Origin of the sequence: Microbacterium sp. 18062, assembly GCF_902706225.1 — a bacterium.
In the GTDB taxonomy this organism is placed as follows: Bacteria; Actinomycetota; Actinomycetes; order Actinomycetales; family Microbacteriaceae; genus Microbacterium.
Map to the genome: position 1 here is coordinate 1 of NZ_CACSKB010000037.1, position 24,559 is coordinate 24,559.

The following is a 24,559-nucleotide window of genomic DNA, read 5'->3' on the forward strand; positions in this document are numbered from 1 at the left end:
GCGGGGGAGCGATCGTGGTCATCGTGCTGTTCCTGTCTGCGGCGGTCGGGGCGCATCGGGCGCCCCGTGCTCGACGTGCGCGAGGGCGGCGAGCACGCGGCGGTTGCCGGACTCGTCGGGCTCGAGCTCGAGCTTCTGGAAGATGGCGGTGATGTGCTTCTCGACGGAGGCCTCGGAGAGGAACAGCGTCGTGGCGATCGCCTGGTTCGACCGGCCCTCCGCGATGAGCGCGAGCACGGTGGACTCGCGCTCGGTGAGGCGCTGCATCCGCTCGTCCCGGGTGCGTCGGTTCAGCAGCTGGGCGACGACCTCCGGGTCGAGCACGGTGGCGCCGGCGCCGATGCGATCGACCGTCTCGAGGAAGTCCCGGACGTCGGCGACGCGGTCCTTGAGCAGGTAGCCGAGCGCACCGCCCCTGGCCACGACCAGCTCGCTCGCGTAGCGCTCCTCGACGTACTGCGAGAGCACGAGCACGGGCAGCTCGGGGTGGGCGGCGCGCAGGCGGAGTGCCGCGCGGATGCCCTCGTCGGTGAAGGTCGGCGGCAGCCGCACGTCGAGGATGCAGAGCTCGGGCACACCGGCGGCGACGGTCTCGTCGAGCGCCGAGGCGTCCGGCAGCGCCGCGACCACGTCGTGGCCGGCATCCTCCAGCAGACGCACCAGCCCCTCGCGCAGAAGGACCGAGTCCTCGCAGATCAGGATGCGCACGGGACGCTCACCTCCAGCGCGGTGGGCCCGCCCTGCGGGCTGTCGAGTCGGACGGTGCCGCCGGCGGCGAGCACACGGTTGGAGATCCCGTCGAGGCCGCCGCCGGGCAGCACCCGCGCGCCGCCGATGCCGTTGTCCTCGATGCGCGCCCAGAGCGCACCCTCGTCCCGCACGCGCACCACGACGCGGCATTCGCCCGCGCGGGAGTGCTTCGCGGCGTTCGTCAGCGACTCGGCGATCGCGAAGTAGACGGCGGTCTCGGCATCGCGGGAGCAGCGCCCGTCGATCCGCACGTCGAGGTGGACGGGGACGTGGGAGCGGGCGGCGAGTGCCGAGAGGGCGGCGTCGAGACCGCGGTCGTCGAGGACGGAGGCGTGGATGCCGCGGGCGAGCTGCCGCAGCTCCGTGATCGCCGCCTTCGTCGAGGTGTGCGCCTCCTCGATGAGCGACTTCGCGGCGGAGGGGTCGTCGTCGATCTTCTGCTGCGCCAGGCCCAGCGTCATCCCGACGGAGACGAGCCGGGGCTGGACCCCGTCGTGGAGATCCCGCTCGATGCGGGTGCGCTCGACCTCGGAGGCGCGGATGGCGCCGGCCCGCTGAGCGTCGGACGTGCGCGCGGCCTCGGCGAGCCGGGTCTCCCGGGACGGCAGCAGCAGGGCGCGCGAGATCACCCCGTGGAGGCTTCCGAGCCCGAACAGCATCGCGAGCGCGCCGAGCGCGCCGACGATCCCCGCCAGCGGCGCCCACGCGGTCTGCACCTCGAGCCCGATGCCCCACGCGTCGATCACCGCGTCTCCGTCGGCGTAGAGCGGGGAGAACGCGAGCGTGACGGAGGCTGCCAGCGCTGTGGCGATCGAGAGGACGACGAGTCCCAGCACGGTCGCGATGCCGGCGCTCGCGACGGCGCGCCAGACGGTCGGGTCGATGAACTGCCGCCACAGGGCGAGCAGGAATCCGCGGAAGCCCGGAGCCGCGCGGGGACGCAGACGCAGCGGCGGGAGCCCGAGGCCGTAGAGCCCGTCGATCCGAGCGGCCTCGACCCAGGCGATCCCGAAGAGCGCGTAGACGCATCCGATGACGAGCACGAGTCCGATGCCGAGCACCGGGATGAGCCCGATGCCGGTGCCGAGGACGGCGAACAGCGCGCCGAAGACGGCGGGGCCGACGAAGCCGAGCGCGGCCAGCTGGGCGATCGCGCCGGCCACCCGGCCGGGGGAGAGCGCGACGGCGCGTGTCGGGGGAGGCAGCACAGCGGATGTCATGTCTCCACGGTAGGACCGGGCCAGCGTCCGCACAGCCGAGTCATCCCGACATCCGGCGTAGGGAAAACCCGAACGAGCACCTCCTCGACGGATGTCGGCGGCCCGCGCGAGAATGGTCGCCTCATCACCCGACGACCGGAGGCCGCCATGACCGACCGTGCTGCGACTCCCGTCGCGCAGGGGCGCGAGACCATGCGCAGCTTCTACCAGGTGCTGGCGAACACGCTGGTCGCCAACGTGACCACCAGCTACCTGTGGTTCGCGCTGACCTTCTGGGCGTACCTCGAGACGAGGTCGGTGCTCGCGACGTCGATCATCGGTGGCAGCTATATGCTCCTGGTCGCGGTCTTCGGCGTCGTGTTCGGCGCCCTCGTCGACCACATGAAGAAGAAGGCGGTGATGGTCCTCTCCAGCACCGTCACTCTCGCGACCTACCTGCTGGCCGGTGCGATGTTCCTCTCCTTCTCGGAGGCCGTGCTCGTGGACTGGGGCGGCCCGTGGTTCTGGCTGTTCGCGGGGGTGATCCTCGTGGGCGGCGTGGTCGAGAACCTCCGAAACATCGCGTTGTCGACGACCGTCACCCTGCTCGTCCCGGCCGACCGCCGCGACAGGGCGAACGGGCTCGTCGGCACCGTGCAGGGCATCGCCTTCATGGTGACGAGCGTGTTCTCGGGGCTCTCGGTCGGGCTCCTCGGGATGGGGCCGACGGTGCTCATCGCGATCGTCGCGACCGCGGTGGCGTTCGTGCATCTCCTCTTCGTCGCCATCCCGGAACGCGGCGTGCTGCAGGACCCCGACGCCCCGCCGAAGAGGATCAGCTTCCGCGGAGTGATCCCGGCGATCCGATCGGTGCCGGGACTCATGCCGCTCATCGTCTTCACGACGTTCAACAACCTGATCGGCGGCGTGTTCATGGCGCTCATGGACCCGTACGGCCTGACCCTGTTCTCGGTCGAGATCTGGGGCGTCGTCCTCGGCGTCACGAGCATCGGTTTCATCGTCGGCGGCGGGCTCGTCGCGAAGTTCGGACTGGGTCCGAACCCGGTGCGGACGCTGCTGCTGGTCAACATGGGCGTCTCGGTGCTCGGGCTCACGTTCGCGCTGCGCGAGTGGTGGTGGCTCTACGCGCTCGGGCTCCTGCTGTTCATGTGCCTCATGCCGATCGCCGAGGCGGCCGAGCAGACGATCATCCAGCGCGTTGTGCCCTACGAGAAGCAGGGGCGCGTGTTCGGGTTCGCGGCGAGCGTCGAGTCGGCGGCGTCCCCGGTCTCGGCCTTCCTCATCGGTCCGCTCGCCCAGTTCTGGCTCATCCCGTACATGGAGACGGATGCGGGGCGCAGGCGGTGGGGCTGGCTGCTCGGCGAGGGCGAGGCACGCGGGATCGCGCTCCTGTTCGTGTGCGCGAGCCTCGTCATGCTCGTCGTGGTGGCGCTCGCGCTCGCCTCGCGGCCGTACAGGCGGCTGTCCGCGTCGTACGCGACCGCGACGCCACCGCTGTCGACCTGAGGCGCGTCGCGGGCACGCCGCGCGCCGCACCGCACGGGCGCCTGCGCCGCCGCGCCCGGCCGCCGCCGAAGCCCCGTGAGAAACCAGATACACCGCGAGACACCGCGCATAACGTGATGTCTCGCGGTGTATCTGGTTTCTCGGGGGAGCGAACGGAGAAGCGGTGGGGTGGCGCGGGAGAGGATGGAGGGGTGACATCTGCAACTGCATCCGCATCCGCCGCTCCCGCCGCTCTGCTCGACATCCGCCTGGTGGCGGTCGACATGGACGGCACGCTCCTCGACGAGTCGGGGCGGGTGCCCGAGGAGCTGTGGCCGCTGCTGGATCGCATGCGGGAGCGCGGCATCCTCTTCGCGCCGTCGAGCGGGCGTCAGTATGCGACCCTGCGCCGCGAGTTCGGCGCGCACGGCGACGACATGGTCTTCATCGCCGAGAACGGGACGTATGTCGTCCGAAGCGACGAGGAGCTCAGCTCCGACACGATGGCGCCCGCGGTCGTTGCGGACGTCGTCGCCGCCGCGCGGGGGATGCGGCACGACATGGGCGTGGTGCTGTGCGGCAAGTGGTCGGCCTACATCGAGCGCACGGACGAGGCGTTCCGGACGGAGGCCGACAAGTACTACGCACGGCTCGAGGAGGTCGCCGATCTCGACGCGGTCGACGACGACATCCTGAAGGTCGCGATCTTCGACTTCGGCGACGCCGAGACGACCACCGCCCCCGCGCTCGCCGACGTCGCCGCATCGCAGCAGGTGGTCGTCTCGGGCGCGCACTGGGTGGACATCATGAACCCGGGCGTCAACAAGGGCAGGGCGCTGCGCCGGCTGCAGGAGGTGCTCGGCGTGACCCCCGCGCAGACCGTCGTCTTCGGCGACTACCTCAACGACCTCGAGATGATGGATGCCTCCGAGCACTCCTACGCGATGGCGAACGCGCACGCCGATGTCGTGGCGCGTGCCCGGCACCGCGCGCCCTCGAACCGCGACCACGGCGTCATCCGGGTGCTCGACGAGCTGATCCCCCGCTGATCCGGAGCCCCCCCGCACTCTCCGTGTCTCATTTATGCAGGTGTGGGGCGTCGTCGTGCTGCACAACTGAGACACGGAGCGAGCAGGGCGTGCTCGGCCGTCGGCGGGCGAGCGGGCGAGCGGGCGAGCGGGCGGGGCAGGTGACGGTCAGGCGTTCTTGAACGACCGGAGGCGTTCGAGCAGCGCGGGCCCGTTCCGGTCGAGGATGCGACCGCCCACGACGACGCCCACCACGAGCGCGACCGAGCCGAGCACGACGCCCACAGCCAGGGCGATCCACCCGAACAGGGACTGCGCGGTCACCACGGAGACGATCGCGAGCACGACCGCCGGAGCGCCCACGACCATGATCACGGCCCAGATCAGGAAGACCGAGAGCCCGGCGATCGCGTTGCTGCCGGGCACTCGCTTGAACGGGCTGTCGCCCGGGGCTGCGACCGGCATCACGAGCAGCGCCGAGCTGACCGCGCAGACCCCGTAGCCGCCGAGCAGCACGCCGATGCCGGCGCCGAGGATGGCAGGCAGCAGCTCCCATCGGCCGGACAGTCCCACGGTGACGGCGGCGACGATCACCACCAGCGGCAGGCCCACGACGCTCGCGGCCAGCATCCGTCCGGCCCGATCGTCGCGCCCGCGGATGCCGGTGGCCAGCACCGTCGCGAAGGCCGTGCCGTCGTACGACACATCGGCATAGGGCACGGCGCCGAGGATGAAGGCGGCCAGCACCGCGCCGAACGCGAAGACGGGGCTGGTGACGTCGCCGCCCGAGTAGACGAGCATCAGCACGGGGAAGATCGGGACGACCAGCAGCTGGCGCAGGTACCGGGGGTCGTGCAGCCAGTACACCTGCGCCCGGCCCCACGTGGCGCCCGTCGCTCCGGTGGGCACGCGGCCGATCCACCCGAGCTTGCCGGGCTTCACCCGCGCGGAGGTCGACCGCGACGGCGAGACGAGCGCTGCGACGAGACTGCGCCGCCACAGCCACCAGAGCAGCACGAGCGTGGCCGCGGCGATCAGGAGCTTCAGCACGGCGGGCGCCACGGCGCCCGCGGCGAGGTCTCCGGGAACCGCCCACGCGGCCGCGAGCGGTGTCCACGAGAGGGCGGTGACGATGCCGGTGATGCGCTCGAGCGGGTCCGGCCCCGCGGTGACCCCCGCCTCGATGAGGTTCGTGATGCCGATGAAGATGGGACCTGCGAGGATCACGACGAGGAACGCGAGTCCGCCGATCAGCTCACGGACGCGGCGATTGCCGCTCGCCCCGCTCGACATGGCCGCCACGAGCCGCGAGGCGACGACGCAGGTCAGGACTCCGAGCGGGATGCAGACGACCGCCGCGGCCGCGGCCGCCGGCCAGCGGAAGAGCGCCAGGAAGACGCCGAGCATGGCCGCGGTCGTCGCGATGCCGGGGACCCCGGTGAGACCGGCCGCGGTGAGCGCCCGCATCATCTGGCCGGTCGAGATCGGGAAGGGTGCGAGCTTGGCGGGGTCGAGGGTCGTGTCGACACCGGTGATGATCAACGGCCCCAGCGTCCAGCCGAGCAGGAGCACGCCGCCCGCGATCGTGACGACGAGACTCGCGACCTCGAGGCCGGCCAGACCCGCGGCGAACAGTCCTGCCCAGGCCAGGAGCAGGACGCCGAGGGCCCACAGGGCGCCGAAGATGAACCCGACGAGCTGCCAGGGACTCGAGGCGAGCGTGTTGCCGAGGACGCGGAACCGGATCCTCAGGAGAGTCGCAACCACTCGGGCCCCTCCGTGTGGTGTCGTCCGCCGACGAGTTCGACGAAGCGGTCCTGCAGGGTCTGGGCGCCTCGCACCTCGTCGACGGTGCCGGCGGCGAGCACGCGGCCCGCGGCGATGACCGCGACGTGGTCGCACATGCGCTGGACCAGGTCCATGGAATGGCTCGAGACGATCACCGTGCCGCCGCTGCCCGCGTAGCTGCGGAGCACGTCCTCGATGTTCGCCGCCGAGACCGGGTCGACCGACTCGAAGGGCTCGTCGAGCACGAGGATGCGCGGTGCGTGCACGAGGGCGCAGGCGAGCGACACCTTCTTCGTCATGCCCGCGGAGTAGTCGACGACAGGGGTGCCGGCCGCCTCGGCGAGATCCATCAGCGCGAGCAGATCCGCCGTGCGAGCGGTCACCTGGTCTCGGGGGAGCCCGAACATCATGCCGGTGTAGGTGATCAGCTGCTCGCCGGTGAGCCGGTCGAACAGGCGCACTCCGTCGGCGAGGTTGCCGATCATGGCCTTCGCGGCGACCGGGTCGCGCCAGACGTCGACGCCGTGGAGCACCGCGGTGCCGGCGTCGGGGCGGAGGAGGCCCGTCGCCATCGAGAGCGTCGTGGTCTTCCCCGCGCCGTTGGGTCCGACGAGTCCGTAGAACGAGCCGGTGGGCACGTCGAGGTGGAGGTCGTCGACCGCGACCTTGTCGCCGAAGCGCTTCACGAGTCCGCTCAGCCGGAGCGCCGGCCCGGCGGCGGAGGGCGGGGCGATCGGAGGGAGGGCGGCAGCCGGTGTCGTCACGCGCTCATCCTAGGAGCACGGCGGTGCGCCCACGAGGTGTCTTGCACCCACGGTGCGCGTTGCGCTACACGGGCGCGGACGGCGGCCGACAGGAGCAGGATGGTGGCATGGCCACTATCCCCACCGTCACCCTGAACGACGACACCGCCTTCCCCGAGCTCGGGTTCGGCACGTACAAGCTCACCGGGCCGGAGGGCGTCGGCGCGATCGTGTCGGCCATCGGCACCGGGTACCGCCTGCTCGACTCCGCGGTCAACTACGAGAACGAGCGCGAGGTCGGCGAGGCGGTCCGGCGCAGCGACGTCGATCGCGACGAGCTGCTCGTCGCCACCAAGATCCCCGGTCGCGACCACGGCTACGACGAGGCGATCGCGAGCGCCCGCGGATCGCTCGAGCGGCTGGGGCTCGACCGGATCGACGTGTACCTGATCCACTGGCCGAACCCGCGGATCGACAGGTTCGTCGACACGTGGCGGGCGATGATCGACCTGCGCGACCAGGGGCTCGTCCGCACGATCGGCGTCTCCAACTTCACCGAGGCGATGCTCACCCGCCTCATCGAGGAGACGGGCGTCGTGCCGGCGGTGAACCAGGTGGAGCTGCATCCGTACTTCCCCCAGGCGCGGCTGCGCGCGTTCCACGAGAAGAACGACATCCACACCGAGAGCTGGAGCCCCCTCGCCCGCCGCAGCGAGCTGCTCGGCGAGCAGGTCGTCCAGGAGATCGCCGACCGCCACGAGGTGACGCCCACCCAGGCGGTGCTGCGCTGGCACGTGCAGCTCGGCACCACGCCGATCCCGAAGTCCGCCGATGCCTCGCGTCAACGCGAGAACGCCGAGATCTTCGGCTTCTCGCTCACCGACGCCGAGGTCGCCGCCGTCTCGGGCCTCGAGCGCGGGCGCCTCTGGGACGGCGACCCGGACACCCACGAGGAGTTCTGATGCGAAGTCTCCCCGGAGAGGGGAGATTTCGCATCCTTCGTCGGTCGTCAGCGACCCCGGCCGCTGATGGGGAGATCTCCCTCTTCGGTCCCTGAGCGAGGAGCGTAGGCGACGAGACGAAGGGGCGCGGAACCCGTTCCGCCGGGGCGCTTCGTCTCGCTGCGCCGAGCCGGCGGTGCGCCCGGGCGCTACAGCTGGGCGCCGTCGTCGTCGCGGTCGTAGATGCCGACGTTGCGGCCACGCCACGACTCGTAGGCGATGACCCAGCCGATCGAGACGGCGGCCGCGATCAGCAGGCCGACCCAGACGCTGCCGAGCAGGATGCCGACGAGGACGCCGGCGGCGAACAGCAGGATCGTGCCGAGGATCCACGTGGTGCGGCCCCGCGGCCAGCCGGTTCCCGACGTCGTCATGCTCCCAGCGTAGAGGGCGTCGGGCTCAGGCGTCGGCGGCGATCATCCAGTCGATGCCGAACCGATCGGTCAGCATCCCGAACGATCCGCCCCACGGCGGCGTGTCGTAGGGCATGGTGACCGTGCCGCCGGCGGCGAGCTTCGCCCACATCGTCTCGAGGCGGGAGTCCTCGTCGCCCGACAACGAGACCGAGATGCCGCTCGGCGGGCGGAACGGCATCCCGGAGGGCGTGTCGGAGGCCATCAGCACCAGGCCCTCCGCGGTGGTGAGCTGTGCGTGCATCACCAGGTGGGCCTCGTCGGGCGAGATGCCCATCTCGTCGTAGCCCTCGAACGTGTCGATCTGGAGGTCGCCGCCGAGCACCGATCGGTAGAACTCCATCGCCTCGCGCGCCTCGGTGCGAAACGACAGGTAGGGGTTGAGTCGGAGCATGGCCTCTCCTTCGAAGCGTGAGCGGGTGGCTCGGCCAGTGTGCTCCCGCCGGGCGGCCGCCGCAAGGGAGGTCAACGCTCGCGATGGTCCTCCGGATGCAGCCTCGGCCCACGCCGCGGCTCGCGCACTCCGCTCGCTCCGATCAGCCGGACCACCCGCTGCCGGTGCCCGGGCCATGCGGCGAGGAGCTCCAGCATCCCGTCGTCGTCGGTGCGGCCGGCCGCGAGCGCATAGCCGACCTCGTGCGCGAGGTGGAAGTCGCCGACGCTCACCGCATCGGGGTCGCCGTAGGCGCGGATGCGCGTCTCGGCCGACGTCCACGGGCCGATGCCGCGCAGGCTCGTGAGCACGGCCTCGCGCGTCGCTCCGTCCGGGGCGCCGTCGAGCGCGCGGACGAGGGACGCACCGCACGCCGCGACCGACACGACGGTGCGCGACTGGGGAGGTTCGAGTCCCGCGCGATGCCAGGACCACGAGGGGATGCGTCGCCATCCGTCGATCGAGGGCGGGGCGAACATCGGCCGCGGTGTCGGGCCGGGCGCGCGGTCGCCGAACCAGGTCACGATGCGCCGCCACGCGGCGAAGGCCTGCAGGCCCGTCACCTTCTGCTCGAAGATCGCACCGGCGAGGGCGTCGAACACCAGGCCGGTACGGCCGAGGCGGAGCCCGGGATTGCGGCGGTGGCTGTCGGCGATCAGCGGATGCCGCGCGGCGTCGAAGCCCTCGAGGTCGTCGTCCGCGCCGCACAGCGCCGGCACCTGCGCGATCGCCCACTCGGCGCCGGGGCCCCAGGCCGCGACCCGGACCCCATCGCCCGCAGCGCGCAGCGCCACGGTGGCGACGCCCGCGGGGGTACGGCTCGCGCGCCAGATGACCGGGCCGTCCACCACGAGCGTCGGATCGTTCGCGCCCCGCCGCTGGAAGACGACGGTGCGGTGCAGATCGAGCGGATGGCGCGGGGTGTAGGTGGTCTCGAGTCGCGGCACGGGCGCCGGCATCGGTCGCACCGCCGGGGCCGCGGCGGCCGCCGCCCCCGAGGCCGTTCCGGGGTGCGGGGCGCGCACCGTGCGGATCGGGGTCATGCCCTCACCCTAAGCGCGACCCGCCGACATCCCGGGTCGGGAGCGCTGCGAGGCTCAGAAGCGGTCGGGCGAGGGGGTGCCGTGACCGTAGCGGATGACGACATCGGCGTGCCGGTCGAACCGGTACCCGACGCCGCGCACCGTGCGCACGATGTCCTCGAACCGGCCGAGCTTCGCGCGCAGGCGCCGCACGTGCACGTCGATCGTGCGCTCGCCGGGTGCCTCGTCGTCGCCGAGCTGCCAGAGCGAGGAGACGAGCTCGGTGCGCTCGATCGTGCGACCCTCGCGCAGCACGAGGTACTGCAGCAACTCGAACTCCTTGAAGGTGAACGCGGCGGACTCGCCGTCGATCAGCACGCGCTTGCGTGAGATGTCGACGACGACGCCGGCCTCGGCGCGCTCCTCGACCTCGATCTCGGGCTTCGTGCGGGCGACGGCCGACGGCTCGTGCAGGGCCAGACGCACCACGTCGACGTCGCGGCCGCCCGCGCCGACGGGGGCGAGGGCGACGGTCGCGTAGGTCTCGGCCTCGGGGGCGAGCTCGGTCAGGGTGCGGCGCAGCGCCTCGACGATCGTGCCGAGTGAGACGCCGGATGCGGCGGCCTTCGCCTCGTCGAAGCCGACGTAGAGGGCGAAGCCGCGGGGGGCGGTGCCGGCCGGGATGCTGCGGTCGGGGGAGGCGGCGGGGGTGTCCTCGACGAGGCGGAGCGCCGGACGGGGAGAGGAAGAAGAGGGGTGCTCGAGAAGGGCGGTGGTCGACATGTGCGGAATCCTTGCGGGAGGGAGCCGGGGCTCTGTGCCCGGTTCTTCGTGTTGTTGTGCGCGGCCCGCGAAGGGGCCGGATGAGGGGTGCTCGCTGTACTCAGCGGCACCACGGACTCGCTGCGCTTCAGATCCAGCGGACGAGTCGGACGAGGTCACCGATCAGCGGCACATTCGACAACACAGAGCAACGCGGCCGGCCATCATGGTGGCGGCAGTCCCGTTCGCCTCCCGGGCGGACAGAGAGCGGGCGTTGTCAGTCATAAACCCGATTATTACGGTGCGGGACGCGCCGCGTCAATTCCCCGGATGCATTCCCCCGCCGTGTGACCGAATATGACGTCGCTCGGCGGGTCGGACGCGGAGACGCGCCGGGAGGCATCGAGTGCCGGGGCGCCCGCCTCCGGCACCGGCGGAAGGCGTAGCCTGGGCGGGTGACGGATCTGCGATTCACGAACGAGAAGGACGCCTCGCGTTACACGCTGCACCGCGGCGACGACCTCGTGAGCGTGCTGGACTACCGCGACGACGGACGCTCCGTCGCGATGACCCGGGCCTTCACCATCCCGACCTTCCGCGGGCACGGCTACGCGGGCGAGCTCGTCGACCGGGCCGTCGCCGAGCTCGAGACCCAGGGGGACCGCGAGGTGATCCCGGTCTGCTGGTACGTCGCCGACTGGTTCGCGGCGAACCCGCACCGCGCCGGCATCCTGCAGCAGCGCCGGCCGGCCTGAGTCCGCGGCGATGGACATCGAACCCGTCTTCACCGTCGTCGCGGTCGCGTTCGAGTGTGTCGGCGCGCTCGCGATGGTGATCGGGTTCGTCGTCGCCGTCGTGCTCGGTGCGAGGTCCCTCGCCCGCGGGGCCGGCGGGACGGCGGCGTTCACGACGCTTCGGACGACGCTGGGCGGGGCGATCCTGCTGGGTCTGGAGATCCTCGTCGCCGCCGACCTGATCCGGACGATCACGTCGAACCCCTCGGTCGAGGACGCCCTGATCCTCGGTCTCATCGTGCTCATCCGGACGGTGCTGTCCATGTCGATCCAGATCGAGATCGAGGGGACGCTGCCGTGGCGGCGGGCGCTCGTCACCAGCGGGGCGCAGGTGATCGGCCGCGAGGTCGGTCGCGATCGCGCCGCGTCGCGTGAGCGGGCGGGCGGCGGGGCGACCGACCCGCGCTGAGCCTCTACCCGTGCCATCCGGCATCGTCAATCCCCTGCGTCCGGCGCGCACCCCCGACGAAGCTGGGGACGGATGAGAGGAGCGCGTCATGGACGATCGTGATCTTCCGGAGGGTGTGATCGATGCGAACCCGCCGGGCGGATGGGAGAGCTCGGAGGTCGCCGACCGCGAGACCGAGGAGCAGAACGCCGACGCCATCGACTCCCCGGAGCTGGTGGAGTCGGACGAGCCCGGGCAGGGCGCCGACCCGGACCTCGCTCTCGGAGACGACGGATGAGCGGCTCGGGCGAGTACGCCGATCCGGGGCGGAACTACCCGGACAACGAGGGCGCGAGCGAGCCCGACCCCGCGCCGACGCTCGCGGATCCGAACCGATCCGTGTCTGACGCGCCGCCGGCGCCCCCGGGGACGACGCAGGACGCACCCGTGATGGACCAGCACAGCGCCTCGGTCGACGACAAGATCGACGGCATCGTGGCGCAGACACGGGTGGACGTCGCCGACAGGCCCCACGAGCGGATCGTCGAGGTGCTCAGGCAGCGCTTCGACGACGCCGGGATCTCGGCGGACGACGCGCTGCTGGACGAGCTCGCGAAGAAGGTCGTCGGCGGCTGATCAGCGGGATCCGACGAAGTCGATGATCCGGGACGCGGTGGGCGCGGCGTCCCGGATCATCGTCTCGTGTCCGTGGTCCGGGACCTCGGTCAGCCGCCCGTCCGGAAGGGCTCGCACCACGTCCCGGCACCAGTCGAGGGGCGAGACGGGATCCTCGGCTCCGCGCAGCACGAGGGCGGGGACGGCGATCCGGGGATAGGCCTCCTCGGGCCGGTGCGCGAGCATGGCGCGGAGCTTGCGGTGGAGGTTCGGACCGGCGCGGAGGTACTCGCGGGCGCCGATCGCGATGACCTTGGGGCTCTCGACGGCGAGGTCCTGCACGAGCCGCCGCAGCTGCCGACCCGCGCCGCGTTCCCGGGCGTTCACGGTCGGGGCGACGAGCACGACCCGATCGGCGAGGCCGGGATGGCGGGCCGCCACCTCGGCGACGACCTGCGTGCCCATGGAGTGCCCGACGAGCACCAGTCCGCCGGGTGCGCGGTGCAGCCCGCGTTCGCGGACGAAGGCGGCGACGAGATCGGCGGTGCGCTCCATCGTGAGTGTGCGGGCGGGCTCGGGCGCCTCGCCGTAGCCCGGGAGGTCGACGCGCACGACGCGTCCGTGTCCGCGCAGGTGCTCCGCCAGGTCGCCGAACACGGTCCGCCCCATCCCGATGCCGTGCACGAGCAGGAAGACGCGCGGCGGCCGGCCCTCCTCGTCGGCGACGAGTGTCGCCCCCGCATACGTGAACGACAGGGGCGGGCGCTCCGCATCCGGGATCGAGCGTTCGTGATGGGCCACTCCGCGACGCTACCGTGCCGAGGGCGCGGTCTCGGTCTCGGCCTCGGCGAGGCCCTGCCGCTGGGCGGTCACCGTCGCGAGATCGTCTCCGAACGTGAAGGTGGCGTCGTCCGCGTGCGCGCCGCGGAGCACCTCGGGCAGCCAGCGCCGGGCGTCGTCCCACATGCGCTCGAACGGCACGTCGTCGAGGGCGAACCAGGCGGGCACGATCTCCTCGGTCTCGGCCGGGACGCCGGCGAAGCGCCGGCACACGAACACGTGCGATCGCTGCGACCACGCGGGCTCGGCGGGGAAGAGGTAGTCGAAGACGCCGACCGGCTCGAGGTCGGCGGCGGCGATGCGGAGCTCGGTCTCCTCCCGCACCTCGCGCACGGCCGCGCCGACGACGCTCTCGCCCGGCTCGACCTTGCCGCCGATGCCGACGACGCGGCCGAGCCCGAGCCCCGTGCGCTTGTAGCCGAGCAGCACCTCCGCGGAGCGCGCGCGCTCGCGCAGGATGTAGACGGCGCAGACCTCGGGAAGCGACATGCCCGTCACGCTACGCCCGGTTTGTTTCCGGTCTGTTTTGCGCTCCGCGCGCTGTCGAGGCCGACGGCGGAGTCAGCGGCCCGGGTCGCAGACGACCGGCGAAGGATGGGGAAAGCCCGGTCGCCGCCCTTCGTCTGGGAGCTTCGCTCCTCGCTCCGGGACCGAGAGCGGAGACTTTCGCTTCAGGCGCCCGTGTCGGACCAGTCGTAGCCCGATGCCCGCGACAGCGCTCGAACGGTCACGGCGTCGATGCTGTGGGCGAGCTTCACCACGAGTCGCGAGAGCTCCTCGCGATCATGGTCGCTCCAATCCCGGAAGAGCTGCTGGAAGTGGTCGTGCATGCCCGCCACGATCCGATCGCCCACTGCGCGGCCCTCGTCGGTCAGACCGACGACGACCCCGCGGTCGTCCCGTGGATCCGGGGCACGGCGGACGAGCCCGGCCTCCTCGAGGCGGGCGACGACCTTGCTGATCTGGGACGTGCTGACCTCGACGGCGTCCGCCAGATCGGTGGGGCGGGCGGCGCCGCGGTAGATGAGCTGGTTCAGCAGGAGGAAGGCGGCGAGGTCGTCCTCGAGCGGGAATCCGCAGCGGACCATGAGGTCGCGCCGGTTGGCCGTCGAGTTCGCCCACACGGCGAACGACGCGAGAGCGGCGGACAGGCTGTTGCCCGGGACGAGGGGGGCGAACGCCGCGGCGGGCAGGGGCGGGCGCTCGCCCACGTCCCGCTGTCTCGCCATCCGGTCTCCCTCTCCGTGCGGTTCTCAGGCTAGGGCACGGGTGGCGTGGTCCCCTCCGCGCCCCCGGTCGGGAGGCGGGTGCCGATTTCCGCGATGACAGGAAATATCGTCTGAAAAACGATTACTATCGTCATGGTAACGATATATTCGATCGGTACCACGCCTCACGTTCGAAGGAGAACCCATGTCGATCCGACGTCTCGCGGACCTCGTCGCCCATCCCGGCATCGAGTACCGGCCGGAGGTGAGGTGGTGGCTGGCCGAAGGCCTGCACACGGACGAGACCCTGCGGCACGAGATCGACCTCGCCCGTCGGCTCGGCTTCGGCGGCATGGAGTTCCTCGCGATGGACGAGGAGGCGATCGACCACGCGCGGTACGGATGGGGCGCGGAGGAGTGGGTGCACGACACCCAGATCGTGGTCGACGAGACCACCCGCCGGGGGATGGCGGTCAGCTTCACCTCCGGCACGAACTGGTCGAACGCGAACCTGCCCACGATCGACCCGGATCACCCCGCCGCGGCCCAGGAGCTCGACGTGGTCGTCGAGCAGGTGGCGGGCGGGACCACCCGCAGCGGGGTCCTGCCGCAGATCGACCTCGACGCCATCCGCGCGCCCGAGGGGATGCCGATGCATCGCGCGCGGGCCACCCGGCAGACGTTCGTCGCCGTCGTCGCCGCTCGCGTGCTCTCGGGGCCCGAGTCCGACGCGACCGTCCTCGACGCCGGGTCGCTGGTCGACCTCACCGGCACCGTGCGCGACGGCGCACTCGACTGGACGGCGCCCGAGGGCACGTGGATGCTGTTCAGCTACTGGATGCACGGCACCGGCCAGACCGCGTCGCCGTCGGCGTCGGTCAACTACACCGTGAACTACCTCGACCGCGACGGCGTCGACGCGGTCGTCTCCTACTGGGACGAGGTCGTCCTGACCCCCGAGCTGCGGCGCACCCTCGCCGACAACCCGCGCGCGCAGATGTACATGGACTCGCTCGAGCTGTGGACCTTCGGTGCGGGCGGGCTGTTCTGGGGCCGCACCGTGGCCGACGAGTTCCGCCGGCGCCGGGGCTACGACATCGCACCGTGGCTGCCGTTCCTCACCCGCACCGTGACGCTCATGGCGTCCTCGACCGTCTACGACCACCAGCCGACCGACGAGCACCGCCTCACGGTGGAGAAGGTGCGCTACGACTATGTGCGCACCCTCACCGACCTGTACATCGAGAACATGCTCCGTCCCTTCGCGGACTTCCTGCACGCCAACGGCATGGAGCTTCGGGCGGAGATCAGCTACGGGCTCCCGTTCGAGCTCACTCGCCCGGGGCCCGAGGTGGACGGCATCGAGAACGAGTCGCTCGAGTTCGGCTCGCAGATCGACGCCTACCGGCTGATGGGCGGGCCCGCGCACCTGTTCGGCAAGCAGTACTCGTCCGAGACGGGCGCCACGACGCGAAATCACATGCTCGACCACCGCTTCTACGATCAGATCATCGCGACCCAGCTCGCGGCCGGGATCACGAAGACCGTGATGCACGGCTGGGCCAGCACCGCGGGGGCCGAGGGCGCCACCCACTGGCCGGGCCACGAGGGCATGCTCTCGGTCTTCTCGGAACGGTTCGACGAGCGCCAGCCCGCGGCCGAGTTCTATCCGCAGTGGACGGAGGCGCTGGCGCGGGTGCAGGCCGTGCTCCGGCAGGGGCTCCCGCGCATCGACGTCGGCATCCTCCGCACCGACCACTTCACCGACAACGAGTCGGGCATGGCCCTGATCGACGACGACGGACAGCGTGTGCTGGACGAGGACGCGTACGGCCGCATGTGGATGCGCGACCGGGAGAACCACTGGTGGCGCGACCTCGGGATGCAGGACGCCGGCTGGACGTACGAGTTCTTCGACGGATCGCTGCTGCTGCGCGACGAGGTCGAGCTGCGCGACGGGCTCGTCCAGCCGGACGGCCCCGGCTACCAGGCGCTGATCGTCTACCAGTCCGGGCTCGACACGGATGTGGCCCGGCTCCTGCTCGAGTGGGCCCGCGCCGGACTGCGGCTGCTGATCGTGCACGGCGCATCCGAGCTCCGGCTGCTGAGCGCGCGCAGCTACACGCATCACGCTCGCGCGGCCGCGCACACCCCCGGCCTGGACGGGCGTGACGCGGAGCTCGCGACGACGATCGACGACCTGCTCGCCCTGCCGACGGTGCGTCAGATCGACGACCCGTCGGAGACGATCGATGCGCTTCGCGGTCTCGGCGTGATCGGCCGCGCCGAGTTCGCCGCCGACGATCGCAACGTGCTGACCCACCTGCGCGAGGACGGCGAGCTCCTCCACCTGTACGCGTACCACTTCCTTTACGAGACCGGCGCGGACACCGACGTCGAGTTCGCCCTGGACGGCCTCGGCGCCGCGTACCGGATCGACCCGTGGAGCGGATCGGTCGTCCCGCACGCGGACGTTCGTCATGTCGACGGGCGCACGATCATCCGCGCCCGTCTCTCGCCGGGCGAGATCGCGTTGTGGACGCTCGACCGCTCGGGCGAGGGTCCGACGCTGAGCGAGCGCACCGAGGTCGTCGCGGACGTGCAGGACTGGGCGATCGCCGTCGAGAGCTGGGACGCCGGGGAGGACGAGCTGATCGTGGAGGACCGCGGTCTCGGCTACGAGACGCGCGAGGTCCGGCCGCGGACCGCGGTGTCGACGCTGTCGACACCGGACACGCGGCTGCGGTCCTGGCGCGAGATCCCCGAGATCGGCCCCGAGGTCTCCGGGGTCGGCGTCTACACGGCGACCTTCGCGCTGGACGAGGAGCCGGCTCCGTCCGAGCGGATCGTGCTCGACCTCGGCTCCACGGCCGGCGGCCTCGGCGCGGTGCGCGTCAACGGCGGCCCCGCACGCGGCTTCGACACCTCGCGGCCGCGGGTGGACATCACCGCCGACGTCCGTGGCGGGGTCAACGAGGTCGTCGTGCGGGTGGCGAGCTCCCTCAACAACCGGCTGATCGCGCGCGGCTACTACGCCGAGATGCCCGACATCATCGGCATGCTGCTGACCGGACGGCCGAGCATGCAGTCCGTGACCGTGCGCGACCACGGACTGCTCGGGCCGGTTCAGATCGAGCGCGTGACGGTGCGCTGATCGCGCGCCCGAGGCCTCTCGAACGCGAAGAAGGGAAAAAAGAATGGGACTCGAAGGACGCATCGCCGTGATCACCGGTGCCGCACGCGGCATCGGACGACACATCGCGGAGCATCTGGCCAGGGCGGGCGCCGACGTCGCCTCGATCGACCTCGCGCCGTCGGACGACACCGTGGCCGCGGTGACGGCGGCCGGCCGGCGCGGCGTGGGGATCGTCGCCGACGTGACCTCTCCGGAGGCGCTCGCAGCGGCGGCCGAGCGGGTTCGCACAGAGCTCGGCGACGCGTCGATCCTCGTCAACAACGCCGGGCTCCATCCCCGGCAGACCCTGATCGACGACGTCGACTACGAGCTCTGGCAGCGCACCATGCGCGTGAACATCGACTCGATGTTCCTCGTCAGCAAGGCGTTCCTGCCGCAGCTGCGCAGCGGCGGGTCCGGACGCATCATCAACATGTCCTCGTCGGTCGCGAACGTGGCTCCCCTGGGCGGCGTGCACTATATCACCTCGAAGGCGGCGGTCGTGGGCCTCACTCGGGGCCTGGCGCGCGAGCTGGGTCCGGACGGCGTCACCGTCAACGCCATCGCGCCGAGCATCGTGCAGACACCGGGGCTGGCCGGAACCGGGATCAGCCCGGAGATCGTCGACGCGGTGCTCGCGCAGCAGATCGTGCAGGACTTCACGACCCCCGACGATCTCGTCGGGCTCGTCACCTACCTCTGCACGCACGAGGCGCGTCTGTTCACCGGCCAGCACTTCCACCTCGACGGCGGCATCGTGCTGGGCGACTAGCCGACTGTGGCCGGCGGCGCGCGCCGAGGCGTCGGCTCCCGACGGCACCTCGGCGCGTGCGCCCCGCCGCCGGTGGGCCGGCTCTCGAGGCCGATTTCTCGTCGCGCCGTGGCGCGGCCTCGGGACCGTGTCGGAGGCCCGACGTACCGTGGGGACATGCGCATCCTGCACACCTCCGACTGGCACATCGGGCGCACCTTCCACGGGTACTCCACGCTCGCGGCGCTGCGCGGCGTGCTCGAGGCGCTCGTCGTGCAGGTGCGCGAGAACGCGGTCGACGTCGTCATCGTCGCGGGCGACGTCTTCGACTCGGCGACCCCCGCCGCCGAGTGCTACACGCTGCTGTCCGACGTCCTGCGGGCGCTGGCCGACACGGGCGCCCGCGTCGTCGTCACGAGCGGCAACCACGACTCGGCGGCCCGGCTCGGGTTCCAGTCGCGGCTCCTGCGCGACGGCATCGACGTCGTCACCGACCCGCTCCGGGTGGGCACGCCGCTGACGCTGACGGATGCCGACGGCCCCGTGCACGTCTACGGCATCCCCTACCTCGAGCCCGCGCGCGTGCGGCATCTGTGGGAGGGCGTGGAGCTGCGCACGCAGGCGCAGACCCTGGCGCACGCGATGGATCTCGTCCGCGCCGACCTCGCGACCAGGGGCGGCCGATCCGTGGCGGTCGCGCACTGCTTCGCGGCGGGCATCGAGGCGACTCCGGGCGTCGAGCGCGAGATCCGTCAGGGCGATCTCGACGTCGTGCCGCTCGGGACGTTCGACGGACCCGACTATGTGGCGCTCGGCCACATCCACGGTCGCCAGCGGCTCTCGCACCGGGTGCGCTACGCCGGGGCACCGCTGCACTACAGCTTCGGCGAGAAGGGGCGTCGGCGCGGCTCGTGGATCGTCGACCTCGATGCCGAGGGTCTGTCGGAGGTCACCTGGCTCGATCTGCCGGTGCCGCGCCGGCTCGAGGTGCTGCGTGCTCCGTTCGACGAGCTGCTGACCGACGAGGCGTACGCCGCCGCCGAAGACGCCTGGGTGAGCGTCGAGTACACCGACGCCCTTCCGCAGCGCGATGCGATGCGCCGGCTGCAGGAGCGCTTCCCGTTCTGCGCGACCGTCGGTCACGCTCCGGCGGTGGCGCGACCCGCCGACTCCCGCAGCTACGTCGACCGCGTTCGGGCGGCTCGCAGCGATCGCGAGCTCGTCGAGGCGTTCCTCGTACACGTGCGCGAGGGCGAGGGGGCGAGCGTGCGCGAGCGCGAGCTGATCGCCGACCTCGTCGCCGACGACCGCCCGATCGAGAAGGTGCTCGCCGAGGCCCAGCCGTGAAGCTGCACCGGCTGGAGCTCACCGGCTTCGGCCCGTTCCGGCAGGCGCAGACGGTCGACTTCGACGACTTCGACGCTGACGGCATCTTCTTGATCTCGGGGCGTACCGGTGCCGGCAAGTCCAGCGTGCTCGACGGGGTCTGCTTCGCGCTGTACGGCAACGTGCCCCGCTACGACGGCGCAGACCGGCGTCTGCGAAGCGACCATTGCGGGCCCGACGACCCGACAGAGGTGCGGTTGGAGTTCACCGTCGGCGGGTCGCGCTGGCGTGTGGTGCGCGCTCCGGAGTACGCGCGTCCGAAGCTGCGCGGCGACGGGATGACGCTCGAGTCCGCGCGCGCCGAGCTGTACGAGCTCGTCGACGGCGGCTGGGTGGGCCGTGCCGGAAAGCCGCGCGACGTGGCGGAGGTGCTCGATGGGGTCCTCGGCCTGAACCTGCAGCAGTTCCAGCAGGTGATCCTGCTGGCCCAGAACAAGTTCTCGAGATTCCTCCTCGCGAGGAACGACGAACGTCAGGCGCTGCTGCGCACCCTCTTCGGCACACGCCGCTACGAGGACTATGCGCGCGCCCTCGACGAACGTCGCAAGAGCGCGCAGCAGCTCGTCCGAGAACGCGGCGTCGGCGCCGATAGCCTGCTCGCCGAGGCGGAACGGCTCGTCGCGGAGCACGGTCTGCAGGCCGATTCAGCCCCCGCCGGCGACCTCCGCAGTCGGCTCGACGGGGCCGTCGTCGGGGTGCAGCGGGCGGAGTATCGCGTCGAGGCCCGCACTCAGGAGCGGGCCGCCGCAGAGGCCGCGGTCGATGCCGCGACCTCTGAGCACGCGAGGGTGAGCGCGTTGCGCGCGGCACAGCTGGCGCGTGCCGCGGCCGCCTCGCGCCTGACCGATCTCGAGGCCGTGGCGGACGAGATCGCCGCCGATCGCGCCCGGATCGCCCGGGCGACCGCCGCCGAGGCGCTGCGAGCGCCGTGGGACGCCGCCACTCGGGCGCAGGTCGCGCTCGCGGAGGCGAGCGCGACCGAGGCGACGGCGAGCGAGGCGTGGACGGAGAGCGGCGACGATCCGGCCGCGGATCTCGACCGGCTCGACGACGAGCTCACCGGCGACCTCGCCCGCTGGCGGGCGGCCGAGGAGGCCGAGCGCGAGCTGGCTGCGGCGGATGCCGACCACGAAGCCGTGCGCGAACGCGTCATCGTTCAGGAGACCGCCCTCGCTGCCCTCGATGCGCGACGGGCGGCCGTGCCGGACGAGCTCGAGGCCCTCGGCCGTGAGCTCGATCGCGTGCAGGGGGCGGCAGGCGCCCTGCACGCCCTGCGCGCGACGCGGGACGGCGTGCGGGAGCGCGTCGAGGCGGCTCGCGCTGCGACTGGGCTCGCGCCGCTCGCGGCGGCCGCCGACGGCGCATACGCCGCAGCCGTCGATGCGTCGGCGCGGGCCGGCTCAGCGCTCACCACGCTCCTGCAGCGTCGGCTCGCAGGGCACGCGGGCGAGCTCGCGGCGGCCCTGATCGAGGGGGAGCCGTGCGCGGTGTGCGGTGCCACGGCGCATCCGCATCCGGCGACGCCCACCGACGCCCCCGTGACCGACGAGATGATCACCGCGGCCGAGCGCGCCCGTGAGGAGGCGGTGGCCGCCGAGCGCCGAGCCGGCGACGAGGCGCGAGCGCGGCGGGCGGAGCACGCCGGCCTCGTCGCCCGTGCCGGCGGCGACGGTCTCGACGTCCTCGAGGCGCAGGCGGCCGCGGCGGACGAGGCCGTCGCCGAGGCCGAGTCCGCCGAGCGGGAGCGGGTCGGACTCCTGGCGCGCCGCTCCGCGCTGGTCGACCTCGACGAGGCGGCGGCGCGCGAGCGCGAGAGCCTGGTCGCCGAGGTCGCGGCGACGCGCGAGTCGGCCGCCCGCGCCGCCGTGACGGCCGAGACGCTGCGAACGACGGTGGTCGCCGCCCGCGGTGCATACGAGAGCGTCGCCGATCGGGTGCGTGAGACCACGGAACGGCGTGGCCGGGCGCGTGCTCTGCGCGATGCGCAACGCGCGCGGGCGACCGCGGCGGCCGCGGCCACCGCGGCGGCGCGTGACTTCGCCGAGCGGGTGGGCGCATCGGACTTCGCCGACGAGGACGACGTGGCCGGGGCGCTGTTGCCTGCCGCCACGGTGCAGGGGCTGCGCGAACGGGTCGAGGCGCATGAGCGTGATCTCGCCGTGGTGCGGGCTCGGGCGCTGGAGCTCCAGCTGGAGCTCGCGGGCGCCCCCGAGGAGCTCGTGGACGTCGACGCCGCGGAGCAGGCTCGGACAGAGGCGGATGCCGCACGATCGCGCGCCATCGCGGCGCTCAGCGTCGCTCAGGCGACCGCCGAGCGCCTGCGCGACCTCGTGGAGCGCACCGATGCCGCCTACGCGGAGCTCGCCGGGCTCGCCGACGACGCGGCGGCGGTCGCGCGGCTCGCCGACACCCTGCAGGGGCGCACGCCGAACACCAAGCGGATGACGCTCGAGACGTTCGTGCTCGCGGCCGAGCTCGAAGAGATCGTGGCCGCCGCCAACGTGCGTCTGGAAGAGATGTCGTCCGGTCGCTACACGCTGCACCACACCGATTCGCTGGCCGCGCGGGGCGCCGCATCCGGTCTCGGGATCGACGTGCACGACGCGCACACCGGCCACTCCCGGCCACCCCAATCGCTCTCCGGGGGCGAGACCTTCCTCGCCTCGCTGGCGCTGGCGCTGGGACTCGCCGAGGTGGTCACGAACCGCGCCGGCGGCATCCGGCTCGACACGCTGTTCGTCGACGAGGGCTTCGGATCGCTCGACGCCGAGACCCTCGAGTTCGCGATGCGCGCCCTGGACGAGCTGCGGGCGGGCGGGCGCACGGTCGGGGTGATCAGCCACGTCGAGGCGATGAAGGAGCAGCTCCCTGCACAACTGCTCGTCGAAGCCACCCAGCAGGGGCCGAGCGTCATCCGCCGGCCGTAGGGTGGACACGTGACCAAGAACACTCTGTGGACCGTGCTCGGCGTCGTCGCGGCTGTCGTGATCGGATGGATCCTCGTGAACATCCTCTTCTCGGTGCTCGCCTTCTTCTTCAAGCTGTTCCTCGTGGCGATCGTCGCCGTCGTCGTGTTCTTCGTCCTGCGGTCGGTCTTCGCCCGGCACGACGAGGCGTGATGGCCGAGGGCCCCGAGAAGCGGCCGAGGACGGCGGCGCACCCGATCACGACCGACATCCCGCTCACCCCGGCGCGCCGGTGGCGGGCGTTCTGGGTCTGCGTCGCGGTCGCGGGCATCACAATCCTCGACCTGTCGAAGGTCAACGTCGCGCTGCCCTCGATCGAGACCGCGTTCGAGGCGGGTTCGACCGAACTGCAGCTGATCGTCTCGGGCTACGTGCTCACCTTCGGCCTGTTCCTCGTGCCGATGGGGCGCATCGGCGACCAGCGGTCGCGGCGCATGCTGTTCCTCATCGGTCTGTCGGCGTTCACCCTGGCGAGCGTCGTGTGCGCCCTCGCGCCCAACGTCACCGTGCTGCTCATCGCCCGTCTCGTTCAGGGCATGGCCGCGGGCACCCAGATGCCGCAGGTGCTGGGGCTCATCCAGCAGCTGTTCCAGGGCAAGGAGCGCGGCCGGGCGTTCGGGCTGTTCGGTGCGACGATCGGAGTGGCCACGGCCGTCGGGCCCACCCTCGGCGGCCTCATGATCGCACTCGGCGGCTCGAGCGACGGCTGGCGGTGGATCTTCTGGATGAACCTGCCGTTGGGATTGGCGGCGATCGCGCTGGCGGCGTGGGTGCTGCCGGCGACCCGCACCCGTTCCCGCCGCCCGCTCGCCCTCGACCCGGTGGGCGTGGTGCTGTTCGGGCTCACGGTGCTGGCGCTGATGTGGCCGTTCCTGTTCACGACGGGCTCGCCGGACGACGACCCGCGGCGCTGGTGGCTGCTGGTCGTGTTCGTGCTCGTCGCCGCGGCCTTCATCGCCTGGGAGCGTCGCTACGCGGCGCGGGGAAAGCAGCCGCTCATCCCGCTCGCGTTGTTCCGCGTCGCGTCGTACCGCAACGGCACCGTGCTGCAGGCGGCCTACTTTGCCGCGATGCCGTCGATCTTCCTGCTGACGACGCTGTACCTGCAGGGGGGCCTGCACATCGAGCCGGTGTTCGCCGGTATGGTCACGATCGGGTTCGCGCTCGCCAGCGCCGTGTCCTCGTGGGTCGGCGGGGTGCTGGTCGGGCGCTATGGAAGGCCGATCGTCGTGTGGGGACTCGCGCTCGTGCTGCTGTGCGTGGCCGGCCTCGTCGCCACGGCGCTGTACGTGCCGGATGCGGCGACGCCGTACGTCATGGCCGGTGTCATGGTCGTCGGCGGTCTCGGCGGCGGTCTCGTGATCTCGCCGAACCAGACACTCACCCTCGCCGACATCCCGGTGCGCGAGGGCGGTCTCGCAGGCTCGGTCGGACAGCTCGGCCAGCGGATCGGCACGGCCGTCGGCACCGCGATCGCGCTGGCGCTGTTCTACGCGACGGTGTACCGCGAGCAGGGCGACGTGGCCGATGCCGTCGTGTTCCACGACGCGTACGGCTTCGGCATGGTGTCGGCGGGCGTCGCCGTCGCGATCGCGTTCGTCGTCTCGGTCGTGGACCTCTCGGCCCGTCGTCGTTCCCAGCGGCTCTCCGACGCCTCTTCCTGAAGCGAAAGTACTCACGCTTCGTCTCGCTGCGCTCGCTCAGCGACCGGACTTTCGCTTCCTTCGTTGGTCGTCAGCGACCCCGGTCGATGAGAGGCGATCGGCGGATGCTCGGCGTCGGCGTACGAGG

At 72.0% G+C, this 24,559-nt stretch carries 24 protein-coding genes; 13 read left to right on the forward strand and 11 right to left on the reverse strand.

Features of this window, described 5'->3' with window-relative positions; all coding sequences use genetic code 11:
* Window positions 1-18: 18 nt before the first annotated feature.
* Together GVL03_RS13440 and GVL03_RS13445 are read right to left on the reverse strand one after the other, a co-directional pair.
* Window positions 19-708: a response regulator transcription factor gene (locus tag GVL03_RS13440; protein WP_159501518.1), complete on the reverse strand. Its 690-nt coding sequence runs from the start codon at window positions 706-708 to the stop codon at window positions 19-21.
* Window positions 696-1,970, reverse strand: coding sequence for a histidine kinase (locus GVL03_RS13445; RefSeq protein ID WP_159501519.1), 1,275 nt, complete (start codon window positions 1,968-1,970; stop codon window positions 696-698). The genes GVL03_RS13440 and GVL03_RS13445 overlap by 13 nt, the downstream gene beginning before the upstream one ends.
* A 147-nt stretch (window positions 1,971-2,117) precedes the next feature.
* Between GVL03_RS13445 and GVL03_RS13450 the strand changes: the two genes are divergently transcribed.
* On the forward strand, window positions 2,118-3,476 hold the full coding sequence (locus GVL03_RS13450) for an MFS transporter (RefSeq protein WP_306770343.1): 1,359 nt from the start codon (window positions 2,118-2,120) through the stop codon (window positions 3,474-3,476).
* Between the two features lie 191 nt (window positions 3,477-3,667).
* The gene (locus GVL03_RS13455; RefSeq protein ID WP_306770344.1) at window positions 3,668-4,504 is read left to right on the forward strand and encodes a Cof-type HAD-IIB family hydrolase; all 837 of its coding nucleotides are present in this window, start codon (window positions 3,668-3,670) and stop codon (window positions 4,502-4,504) included.
* A gap of 147 nt (window positions 4,505-4,651) precedes the next feature.
* On the opposite strand, the gene GVL03_RS13460 is transcribed toward GVL03_RS13455, so the two are convergent.
* Together GVL03_RS13460 and GVL03_RS13465 are read right to left on the reverse strand one after the other, a co-directional pair.
* Complete coding sequence (locus GVL03_RS13460; protein WP_159501521.1) at window positions 4,652-6,250, reverse strand: hypothetical protein; 1,599 nt, start codon at window positions 6,248-6,250, stop codon at window positions 4,652-4,654.
* Window positions 6,232-7,035, reverse strand: a complete 804-nt coding sequence (locus GVL03_RS13465) for an ABC transporter ATP-binding protein (RefSeq protein WP_235038164.1) — start codon at window positions 7,033-7,035, stop codon at window positions 6,232-6,234. The genes GVL03_RS13460 and GVL03_RS13465 overlap by 19 nt, the downstream gene beginning before the upstream one ends.
* Before the next feature lie 107 nt (window positions 7,036-7,142).
* Here GVL03_RS13465 and GVL03_RS13470 point away from each other — a divergent pair, with 107 nt between their 5' ends.
* Entirely contained in the window at window positions 7,143-7,976 is an 834-nt protein-coding gene (locus tag GVL03_RS13470; protein ID WP_159501522.1) for an aldo/keto reductase, read from the forward strand.
* A 188-nt stretch (window positions 7,977-8,164) separates the two neighbouring features.
* On the opposite strand, the gene GVL03_RS13475 is transcribed toward GVL03_RS13470, so the two are convergent.
* The 4 genes from GVL03_RS13475 to GVL03_RS13490 all read right to left on the reverse strand — a co-directional run bounded on the left by GVL03_RS13475 (window position 8,165) and on the right by GVL03_RS13490 (window position 10,666).
* Window positions 8,165-8,389 carry a hypothetical protein gene (locus GVL03_RS13475; protein WP_159501523.1) on the reverse strand — a complete coding sequence of 75 codons (225 nt, stop codon included), beginning with the start codon at window positions 8,387-8,389 and terminating at the stop codon, window positions 8,165-8,167.
* Between the two features lie 25 nt (window positions 8,390-8,414).
* On the reverse strand, window positions 8,415-8,822 hold the full coding sequence (locus tag GVL03_RS13480; RefSeq protein WP_159501524.1) for a VOC family protein: 408 nt from the start codon (window positions 8,820-8,822) through the stop codon (window positions 8,415-8,417).
* Window positions 8,823-8,893: 71 nt separating this feature from the next.
* Complete coding sequence (locus GVL03_RS13485) at window positions 8,894-9,820, reverse strand: DNA-3-methyladenine glycosylase (protein WP_159501556.1); 927 nt, start codon at window positions 9,818-9,820, stop codon at window positions 8,894-8,896.
* A gap of 138 nt (window positions 9,821-9,958) precedes the next feature.
* Window positions 9,959-10,666 carry a winged helix-turn-helix domain-containing protein gene (locus GVL03_RS13490; RefSeq protein WP_159501525.1) on the reverse strand — a complete coding sequence of 236 codons (708 nt, stop codon included), beginning with the start codon at window positions 10,664-10,666 and terminating at the stop codon, window positions 9,959-9,961.
* A gap of 434 nt (window positions 10,667-11,100) precedes the next feature.
* Here GVL03_RS13490 and GVL03_RS13495 point away from each other — a divergent pair, with 434 nt between their 5' ends.
* The 4 genes from GVL03_RS13495 to GVL03_RS13510 all read left to right on the forward strand — a co-directional run bounded on the left by GVL03_RS13495 (window position 11,101) and on the right by GVL03_RS13510 (window position 12,463).
* A complete protein-coding gene (locus tag GVL03_RS13495; protein WP_159501526.1) occupies window positions 11,101-11,400 on the forward strand; it encodes a GNAT family N-acetyltransferase in 300 nt (99 codons plus the stop codon).
* A gap of 10 nt (window positions 11,401-11,410) precedes the next feature.
* A complete protein-coding gene (locus tag GVL03_RS13500) occupies window positions 11,411-11,848 on the forward strand; it encodes a DUF1622 domain-containing protein (protein WP_159501527.1) in 438 nt (145 codons plus the stop codon).
* Between the two features lie 88 nt (window positions 11,849-11,936).
* Window positions 11,937-12,125 (forward strand): hypothetical protein, encoded by a 189-nt coding sequence (locus tag GVL03_RS13505; RefSeq protein ID WP_159501528.1) that lies wholly within the window; start codon window positions 11,937-11,939, stop codon window positions 12,123-12,125.
* Window positions 12,122-12,463, forward strand: coding sequence for a hypothetical protein (locus GVL03_RS13510; RefSeq protein ID WP_159501529.1), 342 nt, complete (start codon window positions 12,122-12,124; stop codon window positions 12,461-12,463). The genes GVL03_RS13505 and GVL03_RS13510 overlap by 4 nt, the downstream gene beginning before the upstream one ends.
* On the opposite strand, the gene GVL03_RS13515 is transcribed toward GVL03_RS13510, so the two are convergent.
* The 3 genes from GVL03_RS13515 to GVL03_RS13525 all read right to left on the reverse strand — a co-directional run bounded on the left by GVL03_RS13515 (window position 12,464) and on the right by GVL03_RS13525 (window position 14,511).
* Complete coding sequence (locus GVL03_RS13515) at window positions 12,464-13,243, reverse strand: alpha/beta fold hydrolase (protein ID WP_235038165.1); 780 nt, start codon at window positions 13,241-13,243, stop codon at window positions 12,464-12,466.
* A gap of 9 nt (window positions 13,244-13,252) precedes the next feature.
* The gene (locus GVL03_RS13520) at window positions 13,253-13,771 is read right to left on the reverse strand and encodes an 8-oxo-dGTP diphosphatase (protein ID WP_159501530.1); all 519 of its coding nucleotides are present in this window, start codon (window positions 13,769-13,771) and stop codon (window positions 13,253-13,255) included.
* Between the two features lie 182 nt (window positions 13,772-13,953).
* On the reverse strand, window positions 13,954-14,511 hold the full coding sequence (locus tag GVL03_RS13525) for a MarR family winged helix-turn-helix transcriptional regulator (RefSeq protein ID WP_159501531.1): 558 nt from the start codon (window positions 14,509-14,511) through the stop codon (window positions 13,954-13,956).
* A gap of 184 nt (window positions 14,512-14,695) precedes the next feature.
* Here GVL03_RS13525 and GVL03_RS13530 point away from each other — a divergent pair, with 184 nt between their 5' ends.
* The 6 genes from GVL03_RS13530 (at window position 14,696) to GVL03_RS13555 (ending at window position 24,432) form a co-directional block, all read left to right on the forward strand.
* Window positions 14,696-17,644, forward strand: coding sequence for a glycosyl hydrolase (locus tag GVL03_RS13530; RefSeq protein WP_159501532.1), 2,949 nt, complete (start codon window positions 14,696-14,698; stop codon window positions 17,642-17,644).
* Between the two features lie 43 nt (window positions 17,645-17,687).
* Complete coding sequence (locus GVL03_RS13535; protein ID WP_159501533.1) at window positions 17,688-18,437, forward strand: SDR family NAD(P)-dependent oxidoreductase; 750 nt, start codon at window positions 17,688-17,690, stop codon at window positions 18,435-18,437.
* A gap of 156 nt (window positions 18,438-18,593) precedes the next feature.
* The gene (locus tag GVL03_RS13540) at window positions 18,594-19,763 is read left to right on the forward strand and encodes an exonuclease SbcCD subunit D (RefSeq protein WP_159501534.1); all 1,170 of its coding nucleotides are present in this window, start codon (window positions 18,594-18,596) and stop codon (window positions 19,761-19,763) included.
* On the forward strand, window positions 19,760-22,729 hold the full coding sequence (locus GVL03_RS13545) for an AAA family ATPase (RefSeq protein ID WP_159501535.1): 2,970 nt from the start codon (window positions 19,760-19,762) through the stop codon (window positions 22,727-22,729). Before GVL03_RS13540 ends, GVL03_RS13545 begins: the two co-directional genes overlap by 4 nt.
* 9 nt (window positions 22,730-22,738) lie before the next feature.
* Entirely contained in the window at window positions 22,739-22,921 is a 183-nt protein-coding gene (locus GVL03_RS13550) for a hypothetical protein (protein ID WP_159501536.1), read from the forward strand.
* Window positions 22,921-24,432, forward strand: coding sequence for an MFS transporter (locus GVL03_RS13555; RefSeq protein WP_159501537.1), 1,512 nt, complete (start codon window positions 22,921-22,923; stop codon window positions 24,430-24,432). Before GVL03_RS13550 ends, GVL03_RS13555 begins: the two co-directional genes overlap by 1 nt.
* Window positions 24,433-24,559: the final 127 nt, after the last annotated feature.

Bases quoted from the DNA above. Each gene is read 5' to 3' on its own strand.
- GVL03_RS13445 (WP_159501519.1), bottom strand. From the start codon at position 1,970: ATGACATCCGCTGTGCTGCCTCCCCCGACACGCGCCGTCGCGCTCTCC.
- GVL03_RS13450 (WP_306770343.1), top strand. From the start codon at position 2,118: ATGACCGACCGTGCTGCGACTCCCGTCGCGCAGGGGCGCGAGACCATG.
- GVL03_RS13470 (WP_159501522.1), top strand. From the start codon at position 7,143: ATGGCCACTATCCCCACCGTCACCCTGAACGACGACACCGCCTTCCCC.
- GVL03_RS13475 (WP_159501523.1), bottom strand. From the start codon at position 8,389: ATGACGACGTCGGGAACCGGCTGGCCGCGGGGCCGCACCACGTGGATC.
- GVL03_RS13480 (WP_159501524.1), bottom strand. From the start codon at position 8,822: ATGCTCCGACTCAACCCCTACCTGTCGTTTCGCACCGAGGCGCGCGAG.
- GVL03_RS13485 (WP_159501556.1), bottom strand. From the start codon at position 9,820: ATGCCGGCGCCCGTGCCGCGACTCGAGACCACCTACACCCCGCGCCAT.
- GVL03_RS13490 (WP_159501525.1), bottom strand. From the start codon at position 10,666: ATGTCGACCACCGCCCTTCTCGAGCACCCCTCTTCTTCCTCTCCCCGT.
- GVL03_RS13500 (WP_159501527.1), top strand. From the start codon at position 11,411: ATGGACATCGAACCCGTCTTCACCGTCGTCGCGGTCGCGTTCGAGTGT.
- GVL03_RS13505 (WP_159501528.1), top strand. From the start codon at position 11,937: ATGGACGATCGTGATCTTCCGGAGGGTGTGATCGATGCGAACCCGCCG.
- GVL03_RS13510 (WP_159501529.1), top strand. From the start codon at position 12,122: ATGAGCGGCTCGGGCGAGTACGCCGATCCGGGGCGGAACTACCCGGAC.
- GVL03_RS13520 (WP_159501530.1), bottom strand. From the start codon at position 13,771: ATGTCGCTTCCCGAGGTCTGCGCCGTCTACATCCTGCGCGAGCGCGCG.
- GVL03_RS13525 (WP_159501531.1), bottom strand. From the start codon at position 14,511: ATGGCGAGACAGCGGGACGTGGGCGAGCGCCCGCCCCTGCCCGCCGCG.
- GVL03_RS13530 (WP_159501532.1), top strand. From the start codon at position 14,696: ATGTCGATCCGACGTCTCGCGGACCTCGTCGCCCATCCCGGCATCGAG.
- GVL03_RS13535 (WP_159501533.1), top strand. From the start codon at position 17,688: ATGGGACTCGAAGGACGCATCGCCGTGATCACCGGTGCCGCACGCGGC.
- GVL03_RS13540 (WP_159501534.1), top strand. From the start codon at position 18,594: ATGCGCATCCTGCACACCTCCGACTGGCACATCGGGCGCACCTTCCAC.
- GVL03_RS13555 (WP_159501537.1), top strand. From the start codon at position 22,921: ATGGCCGAGGGCCCCGAGAAGCGGCCGAGGACGGCGGCGCACCCGATC.